Origin of the sequence: Kitasatospora sp. GAS204B (assembly GCF_029892155.1) — a bacterium.
Taxonomy (GTDB): domain Bacteria; phylum Actinomycetota; class Actinomycetes; order Streptomycetales; family Streptomycetaceae; genus Kitasatospora.
Window position 1 is genome coordinate 245,434 of sequence record NZ_JARZAG010000010.1, and the last position, 18,960, is coordinate 264,393.

15 protein-coding genes and 3 pseudogenes are annotated in these 18,960 nt (G+C 73.9%); 5 read left to right on the top strand and 13 right to left on the bottom strand.

Going from position 1 to position 18,960, the window contains the following annotated elements:
• Positions 1-43: 43 nt before the first annotated feature.
• Together P3T41_RS16565 and P3T41_RS16570 are read right to left on the bottom strand one after the other, a co-directional pair.
• The gene (locus P3T41_RS16565) at positions 44-691 is read right to left on the bottom strand and encodes an NUDIX hydrolase (protein WP_280690616.1); all 648 of its coding nucleotides are present in this window, start codon (positions 689-691) and stop codon (positions 44-46) included.
• A 104-nt stretch (positions 692-795) separates the two neighbouring features.
• On the bottom strand, positions 796-2,472 hold the full coding sequence (locus tag P3T41_RS16570; RefSeq protein WP_280690617.1) for a CTP synthase: 1,677 nt from the start codon (positions 2,470-2,472) through the stop codon (positions 796-798).
• 655 nt (positions 2,473-3,127) lie between these two features.
• Here P3T41_RS16570 and P3T41_RS36950 point away from each other — a divergent pair.
• Both P3T41_RS36950 and P3T41_RS16575 read left to right on the top strand, forming a co-directional pair.
• A pseudogene (locus tag P3T41_RS36950) lies at positions 3,128-3,319 on the top strand (trehalase-like domain-containing protein); the annotation flags it as partial.
• 123 nt (positions 3,320-3,442) lie between these two features.
• Positions 3,443-5,143, top strand: a pseudogene (locus P3T41_RS16575) (glycoside hydrolase family 15 protein); the annotation flags it as partial.
• A 42-nt stretch (positions 5,144-5,185) separates the two neighbouring features.
• Here P3T41_RS16575 and P3T41_RS16580 read toward each other — a convergent pair.
• From P3T41_RS16580 to P3T41_RS16590, 3 genes are all read right to left on the bottom strand, one after another.
• On the bottom strand, positions 5,186-6,319 hold the full coding sequence (locus tag P3T41_RS16580; RefSeq protein ID WP_280690618.1) for a glycosyltransferase family 4 protein: 1,134 nt from the start codon (positions 6,317-6,319) through the stop codon (positions 5,186-5,188).
• An 89-nt stretch (positions 6,320-6,408) separates the two neighbouring features.
• A complete protein-coding gene (recN, locus tag P3T41_RS16585; RefSeq protein ID WP_280690640.1) occupies positions 6,409-8,142 on the bottom strand; it encodes a DNA repair protein RecN in 1,734 nt (577 codons plus the stop codon).
• A gap of 75 nt (positions 8,143-8,217) precedes the next feature.
• On the bottom strand, positions 8,218-8,847 hold the full coding sequence (locus P3T41_RS16590; protein ID WP_280690619.1) for a hypothetical protein: 630 nt from the start codon (positions 8,845-8,847) through the stop codon (positions 8,218-8,220).
• A 134-nt stretch (positions 8,848-8,981) separates the two neighbouring features.
• On the opposite strand from P3T41_RS16590, the gene P3T41_RS16595 reads away from it, so the two are divergent.
• The gene (locus P3T41_RS16595; RefSeq protein ID WP_280690620.1) at positions 8,982-10,478 is read left to right on the top strand and encodes a PLP-dependent aminotransferase family protein; all 1,497 of its coding nucleotides are present in this window, start codon (positions 8,982-8,984) and stop codon (positions 10,476-10,478) included.
• A 28-nt stretch (positions 10,479-10,506) separates the two neighbouring features.
• Here the strand turns inward: P3T41_RS16595 and P3T41_RS16600 are convergent, their stop codons facing one another.
• The 4 genes from P3T41_RS16600 to P3T41_RS16615 all read right to left on the bottom strand — a co-directional run bounded on the left by P3T41_RS16600 (position 10,507) and on the right by P3T41_RS16615 (position 13,380).
• Positions 10,507-11,406 (bottom strand): NAD kinase, encoded by a 900-nt coding sequence (locus P3T41_RS16600; RefSeq protein ID WP_280690621.1) that lies wholly within the window; start codon positions 11,404-11,406, stop codon positions 10,507-10,509.
• Positions 11,407-11,498: 92 nt separating this feature from the next.
• Positions 11,499-12,305, bottom strand: a complete 807-nt coding sequence (locus tag P3T41_RS16605) for a TlyA family RNA methyltransferase (RefSeq protein WP_280690641.1) — start codon at positions 12,303-12,305, stop codon at positions 11,499-11,501.
• 60 nt (positions 12,306-12,365) lie between these two features.
• Complete coding sequence (locus tag P3T41_RS16610; RefSeq protein ID WP_280690622.1) at positions 12,366-12,596, bottom strand: hypothetical protein; 231 nt, start codon at positions 12,594-12,596, stop codon at positions 12,366-12,368.
• Positions 12,589-13,380 carry a hypothetical protein gene (locus tag P3T41_RS16615; protein ID WP_280690623.1) on the bottom strand — a complete coding sequence of 264 codons (792 nt, stop codon included), beginning with the start codon at positions 13,378-13,380 and terminating at the stop codon, positions 12,589-12,591. The genes P3T41_RS16610 and P3T41_RS16615 overlap by 8 nt, the downstream gene beginning before the upstream one ends.
• Before the next feature lie 146 nt (positions 13,381-13,526).
• On the opposite strand from P3T41_RS16615, the gene P3T41_RS16620 reads away from it, so the two are divergent.
• The gene (locus tag P3T41_RS16620) at positions 13,527-13,874 is read left to right on the top strand and encodes a sterol-binding protein (protein WP_280690624.1); all 348 of its coding nucleotides are present in this window, start codon (positions 13,527-13,529) and stop codon (positions 13,872-13,874) included.
• Between the two features lie 45 nt (positions 13,875-13,919).
• On the opposite strand, the gene P3T41_RS16625 is transcribed toward P3T41_RS16620, so the two are convergent.
• Together P3T41_RS16625 and P3T41_RS16630 are read right to left on the bottom strand one after the other, a co-directional pair.
• Positions 13,920-14,954: an HAD-IIA family hydrolase gene (locus P3T41_RS16625; RefSeq protein ID WP_280690625.1), complete on the bottom strand. Its 1,035-nt coding sequence runs from the start codon at positions 14,952-14,954 to the stop codon at positions 13,920-13,922.
• A complete protein-coding gene (locus P3T41_RS16630; protein WP_280690626.1) occupies positions 14,951-15,487 on the bottom strand; it encodes a tetratricopeptide repeat protein in 537 nt (178 codons plus the stop codon). Before P3T41_RS16630 ends, P3T41_RS16625 begins: the two co-directional genes overlap by 4 nt.
• Positions 15,488-15,845: 358 nt before the next feature.
• On the opposite strand from P3T41_RS16630, the gene P3T41_RS16635 reads away from it, so the two are divergent.
• Complete coding sequence (locus P3T41_RS16635) at positions 15,846-17,225, top strand: DUF1015 domain-containing protein (RefSeq protein ID WP_280690627.1); 1,380 nt, start codon at positions 15,846-15,848, stop codon at positions 17,223-17,225.
• 94 nt (positions 17,226-17,319) lie between these two features.
• On the opposite strand, the gene P3T41_RS16640 is transcribed toward P3T41_RS16635, so the two are convergent.
• Entirely contained in the window at positions 17,320-18,216 is an 897-nt protein-coding gene (locus P3T41_RS16640) for a tetratricopeptide repeat protein (RefSeq protein ID WP_280690642.1), read from the bottom strand.
• A 168-nt stretch (positions 18,217-18,384) separates the two neighbouring features.
• A pseudogene (locus P3T41_RS16645) lies at positions 18,385-18,960 on the bottom strand (RNA helicase); the annotation flags it as partial.

Genomic DNA, 18,960 nt, shown 5'->3' on the forward strand with positions numbered 1-18,960 from the left:
CGGCTCGAGCTGGGCGATTGGGGCGGCCCTGCGCGTTCGTCGGCTACGCCGTGAACGGACGGGCCGGCCAGGGCGCGTCGGCCGGGCGCAGCGCCGCGAGACCGGGACCGGTCAGGGCGGCGTGCAGCGCGAGGGTGCCGGTGATCAGCGTCGGGTTGTGCAGCTCGCCCGCCAGCACCAGCTCGACCAGCCGCGCCAGCGGCACCCGGGCGGTCTGGATCTCCAGCTCCTCGCCGTCCGCCGCGTACTTCTCGCCCTCGGCCTCGGCAAGGTCGGTGGCCAGGAAGAGCCGCAGCGCCTCGTCGGTGCCGCCGGGCGAGGTGTAGAAGTCGACCAGCACCCGCCAGCTCTCCGCCTTGCAGTACGCCTCCTCGTACAGCTCCCGCTGCGCGGCGTGCAGCGGGTTCTCGCCCGGCACGTCGAGCAGGCCGGCCGGCAGCTCCCACAGGCGCTGGCGCACCGGGTGCCGGTACTGGCGCACCAGCAGCACCCGCTGCCGCTCGTCCAGCGCGAGCACGCCCACCGAGCCCGGGTGGGTCTGGTAGTCGCGCCGCGCGTAGCCGCCGTCCGGCATCAGCACCTCGTCGGTGCGCACGCCGGTGACCCGCCCCTGGAAGGGCGTCACGCTGGAGCGGACCTCCCACTGCTCCGCCTCGTCGCGGATCTGCTCCGTCTGCTGCTGCTCGGCCATCAGCGATCTCCCCTTTTCGTCAGTACGACACAATCTAACGCCGAACGGCGGCCCCGCGATTTCCGCAGGGCCGCCGTCGGGCGAACTTCAGTGGCGCTCCGGCTCTACTCGCCGCCGGTCTTGATCTTGATCGCCGCCGCCACCAGGCCCGCGAAGAGCGGGTGCGGGCGGGTCGGGCGGGACTTCAGCTCCGGGTGCGCCTGGGTGGCCACCAGGTAGGGGTGCACCTCGCGCGGGTACTCGACGTACTCCACCAGGTCGCCCTTGGGCGACAGCCCCGAGAAGACCAGGCCGGTCTTCTCCAGGTCGGCGCGGTAGGCGTTGTTGACCTCGTAGCGGTGGCGGTGGCGCTCCTCGACGTACTGCTCACCGCCGTAGACCTCGCGGACGATCGAGCCCTCGGCCAGCTTGGCCGGGTAGAGGCCCAGGCGCATGGTGCCACCCAGGTCGCCCTGGCCGCCGACGATCGCCAGCTGCTCGGCCATGGTGGAGATCACCGGGTGCCGGCCGGCCGGCTCGAACTCGGTGGAGTTGGCCTCGGGCAGGTTGGCCAGGTTGCGGGCAGCCTCGATCACCACGCACTGCAGGCCCAGGCAGAGGCCGAGCAGCGGGATCTTGTTCTCCCGGGCGTAGGTGATCGCGGCGACCTTGCCGGTGACGCCGCGGTCGCCGAAGCCGCCGGGGATGCAGACCGCGTCCACGTCGCCGAGCTGCTCACGGGCACCCTCGGGCGTCTCGCAGTCGTCCGAGGTGACCCACTTGATCTCGACCCGCGCGTTGTTGGCGAAACCGCCGGCCCGCAGCGCCTCGGTGACCGAGAGGTAGGCGTCGGGCAGGTCGATGTACTTGCCGACCAGCGCGACCTTGACGATGTGCTGCGGCTCGTGGACCCGGCGCAGCAGGTCGTCCCAGACCGTCCAGTCCACGTCGCGGAAGGCCAGGTCGAGGCGGCGCACCACGTAGGCGTCCAGGCCCTCGCTGTGCAGCACCTTGGGGATGTCGTAGATCGACTTGGCGTCGATGGCCGCGACCACGGCCTCCTCGTCCACGTCGCACATCAGCGAGATCTTGCGCTTGATCGCCTGCGGGACCTCGCGGTCGGCGCGCAGCACGATGGCGTCCGGCTGGATGCCGATGTTGCGCAGCGCGGCCACCGAGTGCTGGGTGGGCTTGGTCTTCAGCTCGCCGGACGGGCCGATGTAGGGCAGCAGCGAGACGTGCACGAAGAAGACGTTCTCCCGGCCGACCTCGTGGCGCACCTGGCGGACGGCCTCCAGGAACGGCAGCGACTCGATGTCGCCGACGGTTCCGCCGACCTCGGTGATCACCACGTCCACGTCCTCGGTCGCCATCCGGCGGATCCGGGACTTGATCTCGTTGGTGATGTGCGGGATCACCTGGACGGTGTCGCCCAGGTACTCGCCGCGGCGCTCCTTGGCGATCACCGTCGAGTACACCTGGCCGGTGGTGACGTTGGCCGAGCCGTGCAGGTTGGTGTCCAGGAACCGCTCGTAGTGGCCGATGTCCAGGTCCGTCTCGGCGCCGTCGTCGGTCACGAAGACCTCGCCGTGCTGGAACGGGTTCATGGTGCCCGGGTCCACGTTGAGGTACGGGTCGAGCTTCTGCATCGTCACCCGCAGGCCGCGGGCCTTGAGCAGGGCACCGAGGCTCGAGGCGGTGAGCCCCTTGCCGAGTGAAGAGGCGACACCCCCGGTGACGAAGAGGTGCTTGGTCGTCACGGCGCGGCTGTTCGCCGCCTTGCCGGAATGGGGCTGTGCCAAGAGGGGGCTCCCGTGGGTCGCTGTCGAAGATGACGCCGGTGGAGTGCGGTCGCTGGAGGTGACGACGCGTCAGGATTCGGTGGTCGTCAGCCAGCGGGGCCGGGGCGGTTTATCCACCAGTCCACGGGATACCAGGGTATCAGCGAGCTGGGTGGCACGCGGTCGCAAGCCCCGCCGCTGACCCGCTCGGGTGATCGCCGGGCCGGCTCCCCCACCAAGGTGATCAGGTGGCATGACCCGGATTGATCAGCGCCTGACCCCCCTGTTCAACTGCCCCCCATCACCCAGGCGGGCCACTTTCACGCGTGGAGCCTGAGCAGACGGCGGTACCTGATCGTTTCCGGGTGCCCAGCCCCCTCTCGGCGTCGTATCCTGCACGGACGCATCGCTGACAGCAGAGCAAGCGAGGACGAGGGGTCCGGACGATACCTCTCCGTCCCCGATGCGCGACCGGACTCCCCCGCTCCACCAGTTCACTCCAGAGCCAGTGCCAGGAACCCGCATCCGTGGTTCCGTGCGGGCCGTGTTCGGCCACCGCCACCAGCGGGTCGAGGCGGCGCCCGGTTCTTGGCACCGCGTCACCCCCGGCCCCGCAGCATCCGCTCTCGCCCCCCTGTCGGTGACCGCCGAGCACTACCGCGAACTGGAGATGCACGTGGCCGGCCGTATCGAGGACTACGCACTTATCGGGGACATGCAGACCGCCGCCCTGGTCAGCAGAGATGGCGCGGTGGACTGGCTCTGCCTGCCCCGATTCGACTCCCCCGCCGTCTTCGCCGGCCTGTTGGGCACCGATGAACACGGCTTCTGGCGGATCGGCCCCGCGGAGGCCGAGCCGGCCGCGCCGGCCGACCCGCACGGCCGGCAGGGCCAGCGGGCGCCGCTGTCCACCGCTCCGGCGCCGCGCGCCCCGTTCACCGATACGGGTGATCTGAAGGAGGTGCCGAGCAGCGCGGCCGCGCCCGCGGTGCCCGCCGATCGGCGCAGTTACCGGGGCGACTCGCTGATTCTGGAGCAGGAGTGGGACACCCCGCGCGGCAGCGTGCGGGTGATCGACTTCATGCCGCCGCGGCACCTGAGCGAGCAGGAGCCGGTGCCCCAGATGATCCGCATCGTGGAGGGCCTGACCGGCCAGGTGCGGATGCGCTCGGCGCTTCGGATGCGGTTCAGCTACGGCAAGATCGTCCCCTGGGTCCACCGGGTCGAGCAGGCCGGCGGCGGCCACCGCACGGTCGCCGTGGCCGGCCCCGACTCGGTCTGGCTGGACGGCGAGGCCGAGACCTACGGACGGGACCTGACCACCTACGCCGACTTCACCATCGAGGCCGGCGAGCGGGTGACCTTCGCGCTCACCTGGCAGCGCTCCCACCTGGCCCCGCCGGACATCCCCGACCCCGAGGGCTCGCTGGAGCTGACCGAGGAGTTCTGGGTGGACTGGGTCGCCCAGTGCACCTACCAGGGGCCCTACCGGGACGCCGTGGTCCGCTCGCTGATCACCCTCAAGGCGCTCACCTACGCCCCCACCGGCGGCATCGTCGCGGCCCCCACCACCTCGCTGCCCGAGGACATCGGCGGCGAGCGCAACTGGGACTACCGCTACACCTGGCTGCGGGACGCCGCGATCACCCTCTCCTCGCTGCTGCGCACCGGCTACCGCGAGGAGGCCAGGGCCTGGCGCGAGTGGCTGCTGCGGGCGGTGGCCGGCGACCCGGAGAACCTGCAGATCATGTACACCATCACCGGACGGCGCGAGCTGAACGAGAGTCACCTGGACTGGCTGCCCGGCTACGAGGGTTCGGCACCGGTGCGGATCGGAAACGGCGCGGCCGGCCAGCTCCAGCTGGACGTCTACGGCGAGGTGGTCGAGGCGCTCTACCTGGCCCAGATGACCGGCCTGTCCCGCAACGACCACGCCCACCTGCTCCAGCTGCGCCTGATCAGCTACCTGGAGGAGCACTGGAAGGCCCCCGACGAGGGCATCTGGGAGGTGCGCGGGCCGCGCCGGCACTTCGTCCACTCCAAGGTGATGGCCTGGGTGGCGGTCGACCGCACCATCAAGCTGATCGAGCAGACCCCGGCCGAGGGCCCGCTGGACCGCTGGCGGGCGCTGCGCGACGAGATCCACGCGGACGTCTGCGAGAAGGGCTACGACCCCGAGCGCAACACCTTCACCCAGTACTACGGCGGCAGCGAGCTGGACGCCTCGCTGCTGCTGATCCCGCAGGTCGGCTTCCTGCCGCCGGACGACAAGCGGGTGATCGGCACCATCGAGGCGATCCAGCGCGAACTGTCCACCGAGGACGGGTTCGTGCTGCGCTACCCGACCCACGACGAGAGTGGCGCGAATGTCGACGGCCTGTCCGGACACGAAGGCGCGTTCCTGGCCTGCTCGTTCTGGCTGGCCGACGACCTGGCGATGATCGGGCGGGTGGCCGAGGCGCGCGAGCTGTTCGAGAAGCTGCTCGCGCTGCGCAACGACGTCGGGCTGCTGGCCGAGGAGTGGGACCCGCGGCTCAAGCGCCAGGTCGGCAACTTCCCGCAGGCCTTCAGCCACGTGCCGCTGATCGACACCGCGCTGCGGCTGACCGCCTGCGGCGCCGCCTACCTGGCCCCGCAGCCCCCGGCCACCGAGCAGGCCAGCCGGCCGGGACGCCAGCCCGTCCGGTCCTGAGCCGAGCCCGGCCACAGCGACGGCGCCGCCGACGACGAAGAGTCAGCGGCGCTGGACCAGCTCGTCGTAGGTGCTGAGCACCTGTGCAACGGTGGCGGCCTCGTCCGGCCAGGTCTCGGCCTGGACGGGGCCCGCCTTGGCGAGCGCCGCCCGGCGCTCGGGGTCGGCCAGCAGCGCGCGCACCGCCGCCGCCAGCGCCGCCGGATCGCCGCCGGGGACCAGCACGGCGGCGTCGCCGACCAGCTCGGGGATCCCGCCGACCGCGGTCGCCACCAGCGGCACGCCGGCCCGCAGCGCCTCCTGGGCGACCAGCGAGCGGGCCTCCCAGCGGCTGGGGATCACCACCAGGTCGGTGGCGGCCAGCAGCTCCGGCACGTCGGTGCGGTGGCCCAGCAGCCGCACCGGCAGCCGCTCGGCGGCCACCCGCTCGGCCAGCTCCAGCTGCTGCGGACCGTCCCCGGCCACCAGCACCAGCGCGTCGCCGAACTCCCGTGCGGCGTCCAGCAGCTGGGCGTAGCCCTTGTGCGGCACCAGCCGGCCCACCGCCAGCACCAGCGGACGGTCCAGCTCGTCGGGGCCGAGCAGCGCGGCCCGGGCCGCCGCCCGGTCCAGCTCGGCCGGCGGGCGCGGCGGCGCGGCCACCGGGCCGAGCCGCGCGTCGGTGGCGCCCAGCTCGCGGGCCCGCGCCACCAGGTCCGAGGAGGCGCCGAGCACCAGGTCGGCGGAGCGGGCCACCCGACGCTCCATCAGCCGCTGCAACCGGCGCTCCAGGCCGGTGGCCAGCAGGGCGTGATGGGAGGTCACCACCAGCGGCGTCTCGGGTCGCAGCCCCGGCAGCCGGCCCGCGGTGCGCAGCGCCAGGTCGGCGAGCAGGCCGGCCCGCAGGCCGTGCGCGTGCACCAGGTCGGCGCCGGTGAAGGCGCGGCGCAGCTCCCCGATCGCGGCGGCGTCACTGCGGGCCCCCGACGTCGGGGTGATCTCCACCGGGTGGAAGACCGCGCCGCTGCGGGCGAACCCGAAGCGCGCGTCGGACTCGGCGGGTGCGCAGAGCGTCACCTTGACGCCGTGCGCGGTCAAGCCCTGGGCCAGCGAGCGCACATGGGCGCCGATCCCGCCGCTGCCGGCGGACAGCACCAGCACCACGTGCAGCTGGCCCGGGTCCGGGGAATGGTCCACGTCGTATCGCTCTCACCTAGAAAAACCAAGGTCCTTCGCCACCATGCCAGGTCGCCGGGGCTCTTGGACAGTCGGCGCCACGGCGAGGCTCAGGCCTGCCTGGGTCCGCGCGCGGCGGCGAGCAGTTCCTCGGCGTGCGCCCGGCCCAGTTCGGAGTCCTCCAGGCCGGCCAGCATCCGGGACAGTTCGCGTACCCGCTCCTCGTCACTGAGAGTCTTGACGCCACTGCGGGTGACCGTGCCGTCGTTGGTCTTCTCGACCACCAGGTGCCGGTCCGCGAAGGCGGCGACCTGCGGCAGGTGGGTGACCACCACGACCTGCGCGCTGCGGGCCAGCTTGGCCAGCCGCCGGCCGATCTCGACGGCCGCCTTGCCGCCGACACCCGCGTCCACCTCGTCGAAGAGGTAGGTGGGCACCGGGTCGGAGGCGGCGAAGACCACCTCGACGGCGAGCATCACCCGGGAGAGTTCACCGCCGGAGGCACCCTTGGCGATCGGGCGCGGGGCGGCACCCGGGTGCGGGGCGAGCAGCACCTCGACCTCGTCCACACCGTGCGAGCCGTAGCCGACGGTGCGGCCGTCCAGTTCCAGGCCCTGCGGGTCGTCGATCCAGGTCAGGTCGAAGGTGACCTTGGCGTGCGGCATGGCGAGCTCGGTCAGCTCGGCCGAGACCGCCTGCGCGAACCGGCCGGCGGCGGCCTGCCGGGCGGCGGAGACCTCGGCGGCCAGCGCGGCCAACTCGCCGCGCAGCTCGGCCTCCTCGGCGGCCAGCTCCTCGATCCGGTCGTCGTCGCCGTCCAGCTCGGCCAGCCGCAGCGCGCCCTGTTCGGCCCAGGCGACCACCTCGGCCGTGCCGCCCTCGGCGCTGCCGTACTTGCGCAGCAGCACGGCCAGCACCGCGCGGCGCTCCTCGACGGCCGCCAGCCGCACCGGGTCGGCGTCCAGGTCGTCGGCGTACATCGCGAGGTCGCCGGCCACGTCGGCGAACAGGTAGCCGACCTCGGCGAGGCGGTCGGCGAGGGTGGCCAGGCGCTCGTCGTGGCCGCGCACGCCGTCCAGCGCACGCCGCGCCTGGCTGAGCAGGGTGCCGGCGTCCAGCGTGTCGGGGTCGGCCGGGTCACCGGCCAGCGCCGCGTGCGCGAGCGCGGCGGCCGAGGAGAGCGCGTCGGCGTGGCCCAGCCGCTCGGCCTCGGCGGCCAGCTCGGTCTCCTCGCCGGCCACCGGCTCGGCGGCGGCCACCTCCTCCAGGCCGAAGCGCAGCAGGTCCGCCTCCTGGGCCCGTTCCCGGGCCCGGGTGGTCAGTTCGGCGAGCGTGTCGGCGACCTCGCGCAGCCGTCGGTAGCAGGCCCGGTAGCGGGCCAGCGGCTCGGCCAGCGCCTCGCCCGCGTAGCGGTCCAGCGCGCCGCGTTGGCGGGCCGGGCGCAGCAGGCGCTGCTGGTCGCTCTGGCCGTGCACCGCGATCAGGTCCTCGCCCAGCTCGGCGAGCAGCCCCACCGGCACCGAGCGGCCACCGACGTGCGCACGCGAACGGCCCTCGGCCGAGACCGTGCGGCTGATCAGCAGCGCGCCGTCGTCCAGTTCGGCGCCGGCCTCCAGCGCGCGGGCCGCCGCCGCGGAGCCGGCCGGCAGGTCGAGGCGGCCCTCCACCACGGCCCGCTCCGCACCCCCGCGGACCAGCGCGGGATCGGCCCGCCCGCCCAGCAGCAGACCGAGGCTGGTCACCACCATGGTCTTGCCCGCGCCGGTCTCACCGGTCACGACGGTGAAGCCGGGTGCCAGCTCCACCACCGCGTCGTCGATGACACCAAGATCCCGTATCCGCATCTCGTCCAACACGGAGACGACCTTACGAGACCCCGGCCCCGGCGCGCGACGAGCCCGGGCCCCACGGCCCGAAGTTCATTCCTTCCGGGCCTCTCGCTCGGGAACGGTGCAGTGGCGCAGGAAGAACTGTGTCAGCGGGCCGATCGCCAGTGCGTAGGCGACCGTCCCCACCCCCGCCCGGCCGCCGAGCAGCACGCCGACCAGCAGCACCGTCAGCTCCAGGCCGGTGCGCAGCAGGCGCACCGAGCGGCCCGTGCGCTGGTGCAGGCCGGTCATCAGTCCGTCGCGCGGGCCCGGGCCGAGCCGGGCGCCGATGTAGAGGCCGGTGGCCAGCCCGTTGAGCACGATCCCGGCGGCCAGCAGCGCGATCTGCGGCAACAGGCCGTGCGGGGCCGGGAGCAGCGCGTCGGTGCCGTCCATCGCGACGCCGAGCACCAGCACGTTGCCGATGGTGCCCAGGCCGGGGCGCTGGCGCAGGGGAATCCAGAGCAGCAGCACGGCCAGCCCGGTCAGGTTGACCACGGTCCCGATGCTCAGCCCGAGCCGGGCGGCCACTCCCTGGTGGAACACGCCCCACGGCGACTGGCCGAGCCCGGCGCGGTAGGCCAGGCCCATGCTGACGCCGTAGAGCAGCAGGCCGGCGAGGAGCTGGGGCAGCCGCCGCCCGAGGGCCGCACTGTCGCGGGGCAGGACGAGGATCGCCATCGAGGGCTCCTTACTGATGGTGCGTGTCGCTGATGGTGCGTCGCCCCCCTGGGACCGAGCGGGCCGCTCTGCCATCATGGGAAGTCCACTCACCTGCCCGGCAGGTCCAATTCGACTCAGGTGGACTGATCAGCGTGCATGACTGGCAGAGCACCGTCACCCCACTCGCGCTGGCCCGCCTGCTGCACACCACCCGCACACCCCGGGCCACGAGCGAGCGCCACCCCGCCTACCGGGTGCTGGCCGGCCAGGTCCGTCGGCTGATCAGCGAGGGGCGCCTGCCGGTCGGCACCCGGCTGCCCGCCGAACGTGAGCTGGCCGCCACCCTCGAGCTGAGCCGCACCACCATCGCCACCGCCTACGAGACGCTGCGCGCCGAGGGCTACCTGCACAGCCGCCGCGGCTCGGGCAGTTGGACGGCGCTGCCGGCCGGCAGCGCGCCACCCGCCGACGCGCTCTTCCCGCTGCCGCCCGACTCCCACGGACAGGTGATCGACCTGGGCGCCGCCTCGCCCGCCGCACCGCACCCGCTGCTCGCCGAGGCCGCCGCCCGCGCGGTGGAGCAGTTGCCGGCCTACGCCGCCGGCCACGGCAACTACCCGACCGGCGTCCCGGTGCTGCGCGAGGTGGTGGCCCAGCGGTTCACCGCGCGCGGCCTGCCCACCACCCCCGACCAGATCCTGATCACCACCGGCGCGATGAGCGCGCTCGACCTGCTGCGGCGGGCACTGCTGCGGCGCGGCGACCGGGTGGCCGTCGAGTCACCCAGCTACCCGCACGTGCTGCGGGCGCTGCGGGAGGGCGAGGCCCGGCTGGTGCCCGTCCCGCAACACCGGCCCGCAGGGCCCGAGCACCTGCCGTGCTGGGACCTGGACGACTGGCGCCAAGTGCTGCGCGGGGCGAACCCACGGCTGGCCTACCTGATCCCCGACTTCCACAACCCGACCGGCGCGCTGATCGGCGAGGACCAGCGCCGCGAGCTGCTGGCCGCCGCACGGGCCGCCGGGACGACGGTGCTGGCCGACGAGACGATGGCGGAGCTGGCCTGGGGCACCGAACGGCTGCCCCGGCCGATGGCCGCGCTGGACCGGGCGGCGCAGGTGGTCACCGTGGGCTCGGCCAGCAAGCTGATCTGGGGCGGCCTGCGGGTCGGCTGGATCCGGGCCGCGCCAGCACTGGTCCGCCAGCTGGCCGCCGACCGGATCCACACCGACTCCGGCACGCCGGTGCTGGACCAGCTGATCTGCGCCACCCTGCTCGGCGAACGGTTCGCCGAGGTCCACGACCACCGCCTGGCCGACCTGCGCGAGAGCACGGCGGCGCTGCTCCCGGCGCTGCGCGAGCGGCTGCCGCAGTGGCGGTTCGCCGAGCCGATCGGCGGGATGACGCTCTGGATCGACACCGCGGGTGTGTCCGGCGCGGCACTCTCCCGAGCCGGCGAGCAGGTCGGCCTGCGGATCGCGGCGGGCTCCCGGTTCGGGGCGGACGGCGCCTTCGAGGCCTTCGTCCGGCTCCCGCTGACCGTGCCCGGCACGGCCGCCGCCGAGGCCGCCCGGCGGCTGGCGGCGGCCGTCGCGGCGGCCGAGCGGGACCGGTACGGCGCCCCGCCGGTGGAGACGCCGACCGTGTAGCGGGTGCGCCGACCGTGCGGCGGGTGGCTCAGCAGCGCGAGCGGCCGCGCCAACCCGTCACCGGCAGCGCGAACTTGGCCACCAGCCGGTCGGTGAACGGCGCCTGGTGCAGCCGGGCCAGCCGGACCGGGACCTGCCCGCGCCGGACCTCCACCCGGGCGCCGGCCGGCAGCTCGAAGGAGCGCCGCCCGTCGCACCAGAGCACCCCGTGCGGTGTCTTGGGCTGCACCTCCACCGCGAGCACCGAGTTCGGCGAGGTCACCAGCGGACGGGCGAACAGCGCGTGCGCGCTGATCGGCACCATCAGCAGCGCCTCCACCTCCGGCCAGACCACCGGACCGCCGCCGGAGAAGGCGTAGGCGGTCGAACCGGTCGGCGTCGAGAGGACCACCCCGTCACAGCCGAAGTTGGAGACCGGGCGGCCGTCCACCTCGGTGACCACCTCCAGCATCCGCTCCCGGGCCGCCTTCTCCACCGAGGCCTCGTTCAGCGCCCAGTCCTCGTGCACCACCTCGCCGTCGGTGCGGACCAGCACGTCGAGGGTCATCCGCTCCTCGACCTCGTACGTCTTGTCCACCACCCGCTCGACCACCACGGCCAGGTCGTCGCGCTCCGCCTCGGCCAGGAACCCGACCCGGCCCAGGTTGATGCCCAGCATCGGCAGCCCGGTGTCCCGGGCCAGCTCGGCGCCGCGCAGCAGCGTGCCGTCACCGCCCGCCACCAGGATCAGCTCGCAGCCGTCCGCCGCGCCGTGGCCCGCCTGCACGGTCTCCACCCCGTCGGGCAGGTCGAGGTCCACCGCCTCGGCGGCCAGCAGTCTGATCCTGATCCCCGCCTTCAGCAGGCCCTCGACCAGCTGCTCGACGCTGCGCAACGCGGCCTCCCGACCGGTGTGCGCGATCAGGAAGACCGTCCGTCCCTCGCTCAATGCCCTCTCCCTACGTCCACCGGGTCACCTTTGGCCCTGGACCGGTCCCCCCGCTGTTGCGGCGCCGGCCTCGACGCACCTGTCCCGGCAGCCTAGCGGGGACCCTCGGCCACAGCCCGGTCCGCCTCGGCCGGATCAAGTCGCGGTGCGTCACGCCGGAGCCACAGGAAGTACTCGACGTTACCTGACGGCCCCGGCAGCGGGCTGGCCGTCACCGCCCGCACTCCCAGCCCCGACTCCCAGGCCTGCCCGGCCACTTGACGGACCATCTCGGCCCGCAGCTGCGGGCTGCGGACCACCCCACCGCTGCCCAGGCGCTCCTTGCCGATCTCGAACTGCGGCTTGACCATCAGCACCAGGTCGGCGTCCGGCGCCGCGCAGGAGGCCAGCGCCGGCAGCACCAGACCGAGCGAGATGAAGGAGAGGTCGCCGACCACCAGGTCGACCGGCGTACCGCCGATCAGCTCCAGGGTCAGCTCGCGCACGTTGGTGCGGTCCATCACGGTCACCCGGTCGTCGCTCTGCAGCGACCAGGCCAGCTGGCCGTAGCCGACGTCGACGGCCAGCACCCCGGCGGCGCCGGCCCGCAGCAGGACGTCGGTGAAACCGCCGGTGGACGCGCCCGCGTCGAGCGCCCGCCGGCCCTCGACCACCAGGCCCTGCGGCACGAAGGCGCTGAACGCGCCGGCCAGCTTGTGGCCGCCGCGCGAGACGTAGTCCGGGTCGTTCTCGTCCTTGGCGACCACCACGGCCGCGGCGGTCTCCACCTGGGTGGCGGGCTTGGTCGCGGTGGCGCCGCCGACGCTCACCCGGCCGGCCGCGATCAGCTCGCTGGCGTGCTCGCGGGAGCGGGCCAGATTGCGGCGGACCAGCTCTGCGTCGAGTCGGCGTCGTGCCACTGCCACGGGTGGTTCAGCTCCTAGTCGTCTGTCCAGCTGTCCGGCTGGCTGTCTAGCTGTCTAGCTGTCGTCGAGGGTGGTGAGGATGGTGCTCAGGGTCTGCTGAACATTTTCGTACACGCCCGCATGCGCCGTGACGGGCACCCCGTCGAGCTCGACCAGCCGCGCCAGGGCGGCGTCGACCTCGGGGTGGCCGGTCGGGTCGAGGGCGACGCCGAGCGGCTCGGGTTCCGGCTCCCACAGGTGCGCGGGTTCGGGCGCGGCGGCGGGCTCGACCGGGTCCTCAGGCATCGGCGTCGCCCGGGTGGGGAGCGGGGGTGGCCTTCTTGGTGGTCTTCCTCGCGGGGGTGGCCTTCTTGGCGGGGGCCGCCTTCTTGGCCGCGGTCTTCTTGGCCGTCGTCTTCTTGGCCGTCGTCTTGTTCGCGGCAGCGGGCTCCTTGGCGGTGGCCGTCTTCTTCGTGGCAGCGCTCGTCTTCGCCGGGCTCTGCTCCGCCGAGCTCTTCTTCGCGGCCGCCTTCCGCGGTGTGGGCGTCCGCTTCACCACCGGCGGTACGTCCGGCTCCGCGGCCGTCGCCCACCCCGCGTCCTCCTGGGTCGCGGACCACTCCTGCTCCGGCTCCCAGTCCGCCGCGAACAGCCCCTCGGCCCGACCGGCCCTGGGAGTCGACTCGGTCGACGTCTCGCGCTGCTCACGCGCGGCGCCGTCCCCAGCGGCCTCCTCACCCTCCAGGCCGCGCAGCTTGCCCTCCAGATAGGCGAGCACCACGCCGACCTTCACCACCTGGTCGCCGAGCTTGCCCACCCGCTCGACCGCCTTCTCCGCCTCCGCCCGGGCCAGGCCGACCGCCAGGTCGACACCGCCCCGGCCGACCGTCACGGCCTCCTGGACCAGCGTCTCCAGCCGCTGGACCGCGGGCGGGACCTGCGTCGTCACCGTGCGCTCGACCGTCTCCAGGTCCACCCCGGCCCGCTCCAGCAGCTCCGCCGCCGTCCCCAGCACCCGCTTGCCGGCCGCCTCCGCGAGCCCGGCGGCCAATTCCACGTATCCCCGGTATCCCCGAAGCAACTGCCGCATCTCCCGGTGCCTCCTCCACGCCGTCGTCTGCCCGGAAAAGACGCTACCGCCTCCACCCACCGGCGCGCGGCAGCAGTGGGCGTCCGGCCCAGCCGCCTCAGCCGGTACCGTGTCCCGGACACCCCCTGACCCCGGAGGGCGAGGACATGGCCGACACCGAGGAGTGCCGCGCGGCGCTGGAGCTGCTCAGCCAGAACCTGGCGCAGGCGAACGGAAACGTCCGCGAGGCGGCCGCGGTGGACCGCTCGCTCAGCTGCTGGCTCACCGACCTGGACCTGACCTTCACCGGCATCCTGCGCGGCGGCCGGATCGAGGAGCTCTCCCACGCCTCCGGAGCGCCCGCCGAGAAGGCCGCGATCCGGCTCACCATGACCAGTGACGACCTGGTGGCCCTGGTCAACGGCCGGTTGAACTTCGCCAGTGCCTGGGCCGGCGGCCGGGTCAGGCTGGAGGCGGGCTTCCGCGACCTGCTCCGGCTGCGCACCCTGCTCTGACCCGTCGGCGCGTCGACCCGTGGACCCGTAGCCCCCGACCAGCCGTCAGAAGCCGAGCTCGGCCAGTGCCTTGCGTCCGTCCGCCGGCTCCCCGGTGCGGTCCAGCTCCGCCCAGGCCGCCGCGCACAGCGCCCGCAGCCCGTCGTAGCCGTCCGCGTCCGCGTCACCCTCGCCGCCGACCCTCAGCTCACCGTCGACCACCGCGGCCCACTGGCCACGGCATCCGAAGCCGCCCTCCGCCCGGGCCGTCACCGCCGGGTGCGGCTCGAGCAGCCCGCGCAGGTCGGCGGCCAGGTAGGTCGGGCGATGCTGGACCGGCGCCGCGAGCAGCTGCCCGGGCGTGGCGACACCGGTGAAGACCAGCAGGCTGTCCACCCCGCCGTTGTGGGCGCCCTCGATGTCGGTGTCCAGCCGGTCGCCGACCACCAACGGCCGCTTCGCGCCGGTCCGCAGCACCGTCTCGCGGTGCATCGGCGGCTGCGGCTTGCCCGCCACCTGCGGCTCGGCCCCGGTCGCGGCGCGGACGGCGGCCACCAGCGTGCCGTTGCCGGGGGCGACCCCGCGCGCGGTCGGAATCGACATGTCGGTGTTGGACGCCACCCAGGGCAGCCCCGTCGCCACCGCGTACGAGGCCTCGGCCAGCCGCTCCCAGCCCACCGAGGGGTCGAAGCCCTGCACCACGGCCGCCGGCCCGTCGGCCAGCGAGTCCACCGCCACCAGGCCGCGCTCGGCCAGCGCCTCGACCAGCCCGGCCCCGCCGACGACCAGCACCTTCGCGCCCGCCGGCAGCTGGTCGGCGAGCAGCCGGGCGGCCGCCTGGGCGGAGTTGATCACATCTGCCGGCTCGGCCGGGACGCCCAGCTCGGTGAGGTGCGCCGCGACCGCCCGGGGCGGCCGGGAGGCGTTGTTGGTGACGTACGCGAGCCGCATGCCCGCCGCGCGGGCCGAGTCGAGCGACTCCACCGCGTGCGCGATCGCACCCGGCCCGGCGTAGACCACCCCGTCGAGGTCGAGCAGCGCGGTGTCGTACGCCGCCGTCAGCGGCTGGTCGCTGTGGCCCGGGAGCTGCGTGTCCGTCATGCCTGATCTTCCCCATCGTTCGACTCGTCGGTGCGCTGCAGCGGCGGCCGGTGACCGGGCGTGCCCGGCAGCGGCGGCCCCCACTTGCCCGCCCGGGCCGCCAGGGTGGCCCGGGTCTGGCGCAGCGCCGCCCGGTAGTGCTCGGCCTGCGGTCGCATCGCCACCGCGAGCGCCAGGTGCTCGGCCGAGGTCTCGAAGTCGCCGAGTCGGGCGGCCGCGATCCCCCAGCCGAACTGAGCGTAGTCGTCCGACGGATCGGCCTGGGCCACGGCCCGGAAGTTCCGCACCGCCGCCGCGTACGAGCCGGCGTCGAACTGGGCCCTGGCCAGCATCTCCCGGATGCTCTTGGAGTCGGGTTCGGCCGCCGCCGCCCAGGCCAGCAGCTGCTCGGCCGCCGCCGGGTGCCCGTCGGCCAGCAGCCGCTCCCCGCGCCGGAACCAGTCGTACACGTCCCCCAGCGGCGCCCCGTCACCACCGCCGGTCGCCGGACCCTCGCCCGCCCCGCCCGCGGCCTGCCCCTGTCCACCACTCATGCCCGACCTCGCTTCGCTCGTCCTTGGTGCGTGCCTCATCGCCTCATCGCGGACCGCGCCGACCGTCCGCGAAATGTCGGAACAACCTCGTTCCCCGATACCTTTCCCAGGTTTGATCTCCGCCACCGCTTGGCGAAGAGACCGAAGTACGGACTGAAACGGCTGTTTCCGTTCCTCGCAACCCGCGAGCCACTCGGCAGCCGGCCCGCGGAAACTAAGCTGTCAACTCTTAAGGCGCCGACCACGGCGTGCACCACCCCCGCACGACCAGCTGTCCGGCGTCCCACGTCCCGGTCCGATGATCCGACGACCCATTTCTCTCTGGCCCACCAAGCCGGAGCCCGACGGGAGAGATCTGATGAGTGCACCCAGTGCCGGAAGCGGCGCGACGCCTCCGCCGAGCGGCCCCGGCGACCCCGGGCACGTCGCCACGGCCGGGCTGTCCCTGTCGCCCTTCCGCGGCCTGCGCTACGTCCCCGAACGGGTCGGCACCCTCGCCGCCGTCACCTCCCCGCCGTACGACGTGGTGGATCCCCATCGCCGGCTCAGCCTGGAGACCGCCGACCCGCACAACGTGGTCCGGCTGATCCTGCCGCGCCCCGAGCCGGACGACACCGGCGAGCGCGCCGACCGCGACACCCGCTACCGGCACGCCGCGCGGCTGCTCGACAGCTGGCTGCGCGAGGGCGTGCTGGCCCCCGACCCGCAGCCCGCGCTCTACGTCTACGAGCAGCGCACCGCCGCCGACAGCCCCTCCGGCGCGTTGCTGCAGCGCGGCCTGATCGGCGCCCTGGCGGTCAGCGGCCAGGAGGGCGCGGTGGTGCTGCCGCACGAGGACGTGATGCCCCGCCCGGTCGCCGACCGGGTCGGCCTGATGCGCACCACCCGGGCCAACCTGGAACCGCTGCTGCTCACCTACCGGGGCAAGGGGCCGGCCGCCGCCGTGATCGAGCGGACCGTGACGAGCGAGCCGCTGCTCACCACCACCACCTCCGACGGCACCCGGCACCGCCTGTGGGCCGTCACCGACCCGACCGAGCTGGCCGAGGTCTCCCGCGACCTGGCCACCTGCCGGGCGCTGATCGCTGACGGCCACCACCGCTGGGAGATGTACCTGCGGCTGCAGCGCGAGCACCGCCACCTGCCGTTCAGCCCGTGGGACCGCGGCATGGTACTGCTGGTCGACACCGCCCGCTACCCGCTGCGGGTGCGGGCCATCCACCGGGTGCTCTACCGCCTCCCGCCGCAGCGCGCGCTCGACGCGCTCACCACCGCCGAGGACGGCTGGCGACTCAGCCGGCTCGACGGCGATCTCAACGCCGCGCTGGCCGCGCTCGCCGAGGCCAAGCGCTCGGGCGAGAACGCCTTCGTGCTGACCGGCGGCGACTCGACCTACCACCTGCTCACCGGGCCCGACGAGGCGCTGCTCAACACCACGGTGCCCAAGGACAAGCCCGAGGAGTGGCGGCACCTGGACGCGACCGTGCTGCACGCCACCCTGCTGGAGCACGTCTGGCAGGTCCCCGACGGCCCCGACGACATCGGCTACCTGCACGCCGCCGTGGCCGCCGAGCGCGAGGCCGCCCGCAGCGGCGGCACCGCGGTGCTGCTGCACCCGGTCGACGAGGGCGTGGTCCGCCGGCTCGCCGAGCAAGGGGTCACCATGCCCCGGAAGTCCACCTCCTTCGGCCCCAAGCCGGCCAGCGGCCTGGTGCTGCGGAGCCTGGAACTGGGCTGAGCCCGAAACAGGAAAGGGAGGAGGCTCCCGCCCTGTTGGGCGGGAGCCTCCTCCCTTCGTTCAGCTCGTTCAGCTGTCGTGCTCGACGATCAGGTCAGTCGCGGTCGTCCCGCTCGCGCATGGCCCGGCCGATCTCGGCCTCGTCGGCCTCCTCCATCTCCAGGTCGTCCTCGTCGTAGTACTCCTCGACGTCCTCGTCGTCCTCGAAGATGACCTCGTTCTCGCCGTCGTCGTGGGCCAGCCGGGCCGCGCGCGGCACCGGACGGTCCTCCTCGGAGTCGAGCTCGCGCTCCTCCTCCTCGGCCGCCTCCGGGTCCAGGGCGTCGACGAACTCCAGCCCGTCGATCTCGGCGAGCCGCTCGGAGGCGTTGGTGCTGCCCTCCGGGTCGGCCTCGGCGGCCTTGGCGAACCAGTCACGCGCCTCGTCGGCCCGGTCCGCCGCGATCAGCGCATCGGCGTAGGCGTAGCGCAGGCGGGCGGTCCACGGGTGAACCGCGTTGGAGGCCAGCTCCGGGCTCTGCAGGGTGACCACGGCGGCGTCGAACTGCCCCAGGTCGGCGCGGGCACCGGCCGTGACCAGCCGCATCTCGACCTGGCCCGCCTTGTCCAGCTGCTTCACCTCGGGCTCGCCGGCCATCGCCAGCGCCCGCTCCGGACGGCCCAGACCGCGCTCGCAGTCGGCCATCACCGGCCACAGGTCGGCCCGGCCGGTCATCCGGCGCGAGGCGCGGAACTCGGTCAGCGCCTCGGAGTAACGCTGGGTCATGTAGGAGGCGAAGCCGGCCGCCTCACGGACCGAAGCGACGCGGGAGGCCAGCCGCAGCGCGACCCGCGAGTACTTGTAGGCCTCCTCCGGCTCGGTGTCGAGCAGCCGGGCGACCATCACCAGGTTGCGCGCCACGTCGTCGGCCAGCGTCTTCGGCAGGCTCTTCAGCTCCTGGCGCACATCCGCGTCGATCTCGTTCCCGGTGACGTCCTCGGGGATCGCCATCCGGTGCACCGGCTCCTGGTTGCCGCGACGGTCGTCGAAGCCCCCGTGGCCCCGGTCATCGCGACGCCCCTCGAAGCGGCCACCCCGGCTCTCGTACGACCGGCCACCCCGGTCACCGGCCGGCCGGCCACCCTCACGACGGAACCCGCCACGGTCGCCACCGGAGGGACGGTCGCCGTAGGAAGGACGGTCGCCGCCGCGGTACCCACCACCGGACGGGCGGTCGCCGTGGGACGGACGGTCGTCACGACGGAACCCACCACGGTCACCACCCGAGGGACGGTCACCGTAGGACGGACGCTCCTCGCGACGGAAACCGCCACGGTCACCACCCGACGGACGGTCGTCCCGGCGGAAGCCACCGCGGTCGCCGCCCGAGGGACGGTCGCGGTCACCGTAGGACGGACGGTCATCACGACGGAACCCACCACGGTCGCCACCGGACGGACGGTCGTCCCGGCGGAAGCCACCGCGGTCGCCGCCCGAGGGACGGTCGCGGTCACCGTAGGACGGACGGTCATCGCGACGGAACCCACCACGGTCACCACCGGACGGACGGTCGCCGTAGGACGGACGGTCGCCCCCGCGGTACCCGCCACGGTCGCCACCGGACGGACGGTCGTCACGACGGAAGCCTCCCCGGTCGCCACCCGAGGGACGGTCGCCGTAGGACGGACGGTCGCCCCCGCGGTACCCACCACGGTCGCCACCGGACGGACGGTCGCCGTAGGACGGACGGTCATC

Coding starts and splice junctions, on each gene's coding strand:
- P3T41_RS16640 (WP_280690642.1), bottom strand. CDS start 18,216: ATGGCGATCCCCGAGGACGTCACCGGGAACGAGATCGACGCGGATGTG.
- P3T41_RS16630 (WP_280690626.1), bottom strand. CDS start 15,487: ATGAGTGGTGGACAGGGGCAGGCCGCGGGCGGGGCGGGCGAGGGTCCG.
- P3T41_RS16620 (WP_280690624.1), top strand. CDS start 13,527: ATGGCCGACACCGAGGAGTGCCGCGCGGCGCTGGAGCTGCTCAGCCAG.
- P3T41_RS16565 (WP_280690616.1), bottom strand. CDS start 691: ATGGCCGAGCAGCAGCAGACGGAGCAGATCCGCGACGAGGCGGAGCAG.
- P3T41_RS16625 (WP_280690625.1), bottom strand. CDS start 14,954: ATGACGGACACGCAGCTCCCGGGCCACAGCGACCAGCCGCTGACGGCG.
- P3T41_RS16635 (WP_280690627.1), top strand. CDS start 15,846: ATGAGTGCACCCAGTGCCGGAAGCGGCGCGACGCCTCCGCCGAGCGGC.
- P3T41_RS16610 (WP_280690622.1), bottom strand. CDS start 12,596: ATGCCTGAGGACCCGGTCGAGCCCGCCGCCGCGCCCGAACCCGCGCAC.
- recN (WP_280690640.1), bottom strand. CDS start 8,142: ATGCGGATACGGGATCTTGGTGTCATCGACGACGCGGTGGTGGAGCTG.
- P3T41_RS16590 (WP_280690619.1), bottom strand. CDS start 8,847: ATGGCGATCCTCGTCCTGCCCCGCGACAGTGCGGCCCTCGGGCGGCGG.
- P3T41_RS16615 (WP_280690623.1), bottom strand. CDS start 13,380: ATGCGGCAGTTGCTTCGGGGATACCGGGGATACGTGGAATTGGCCGCC.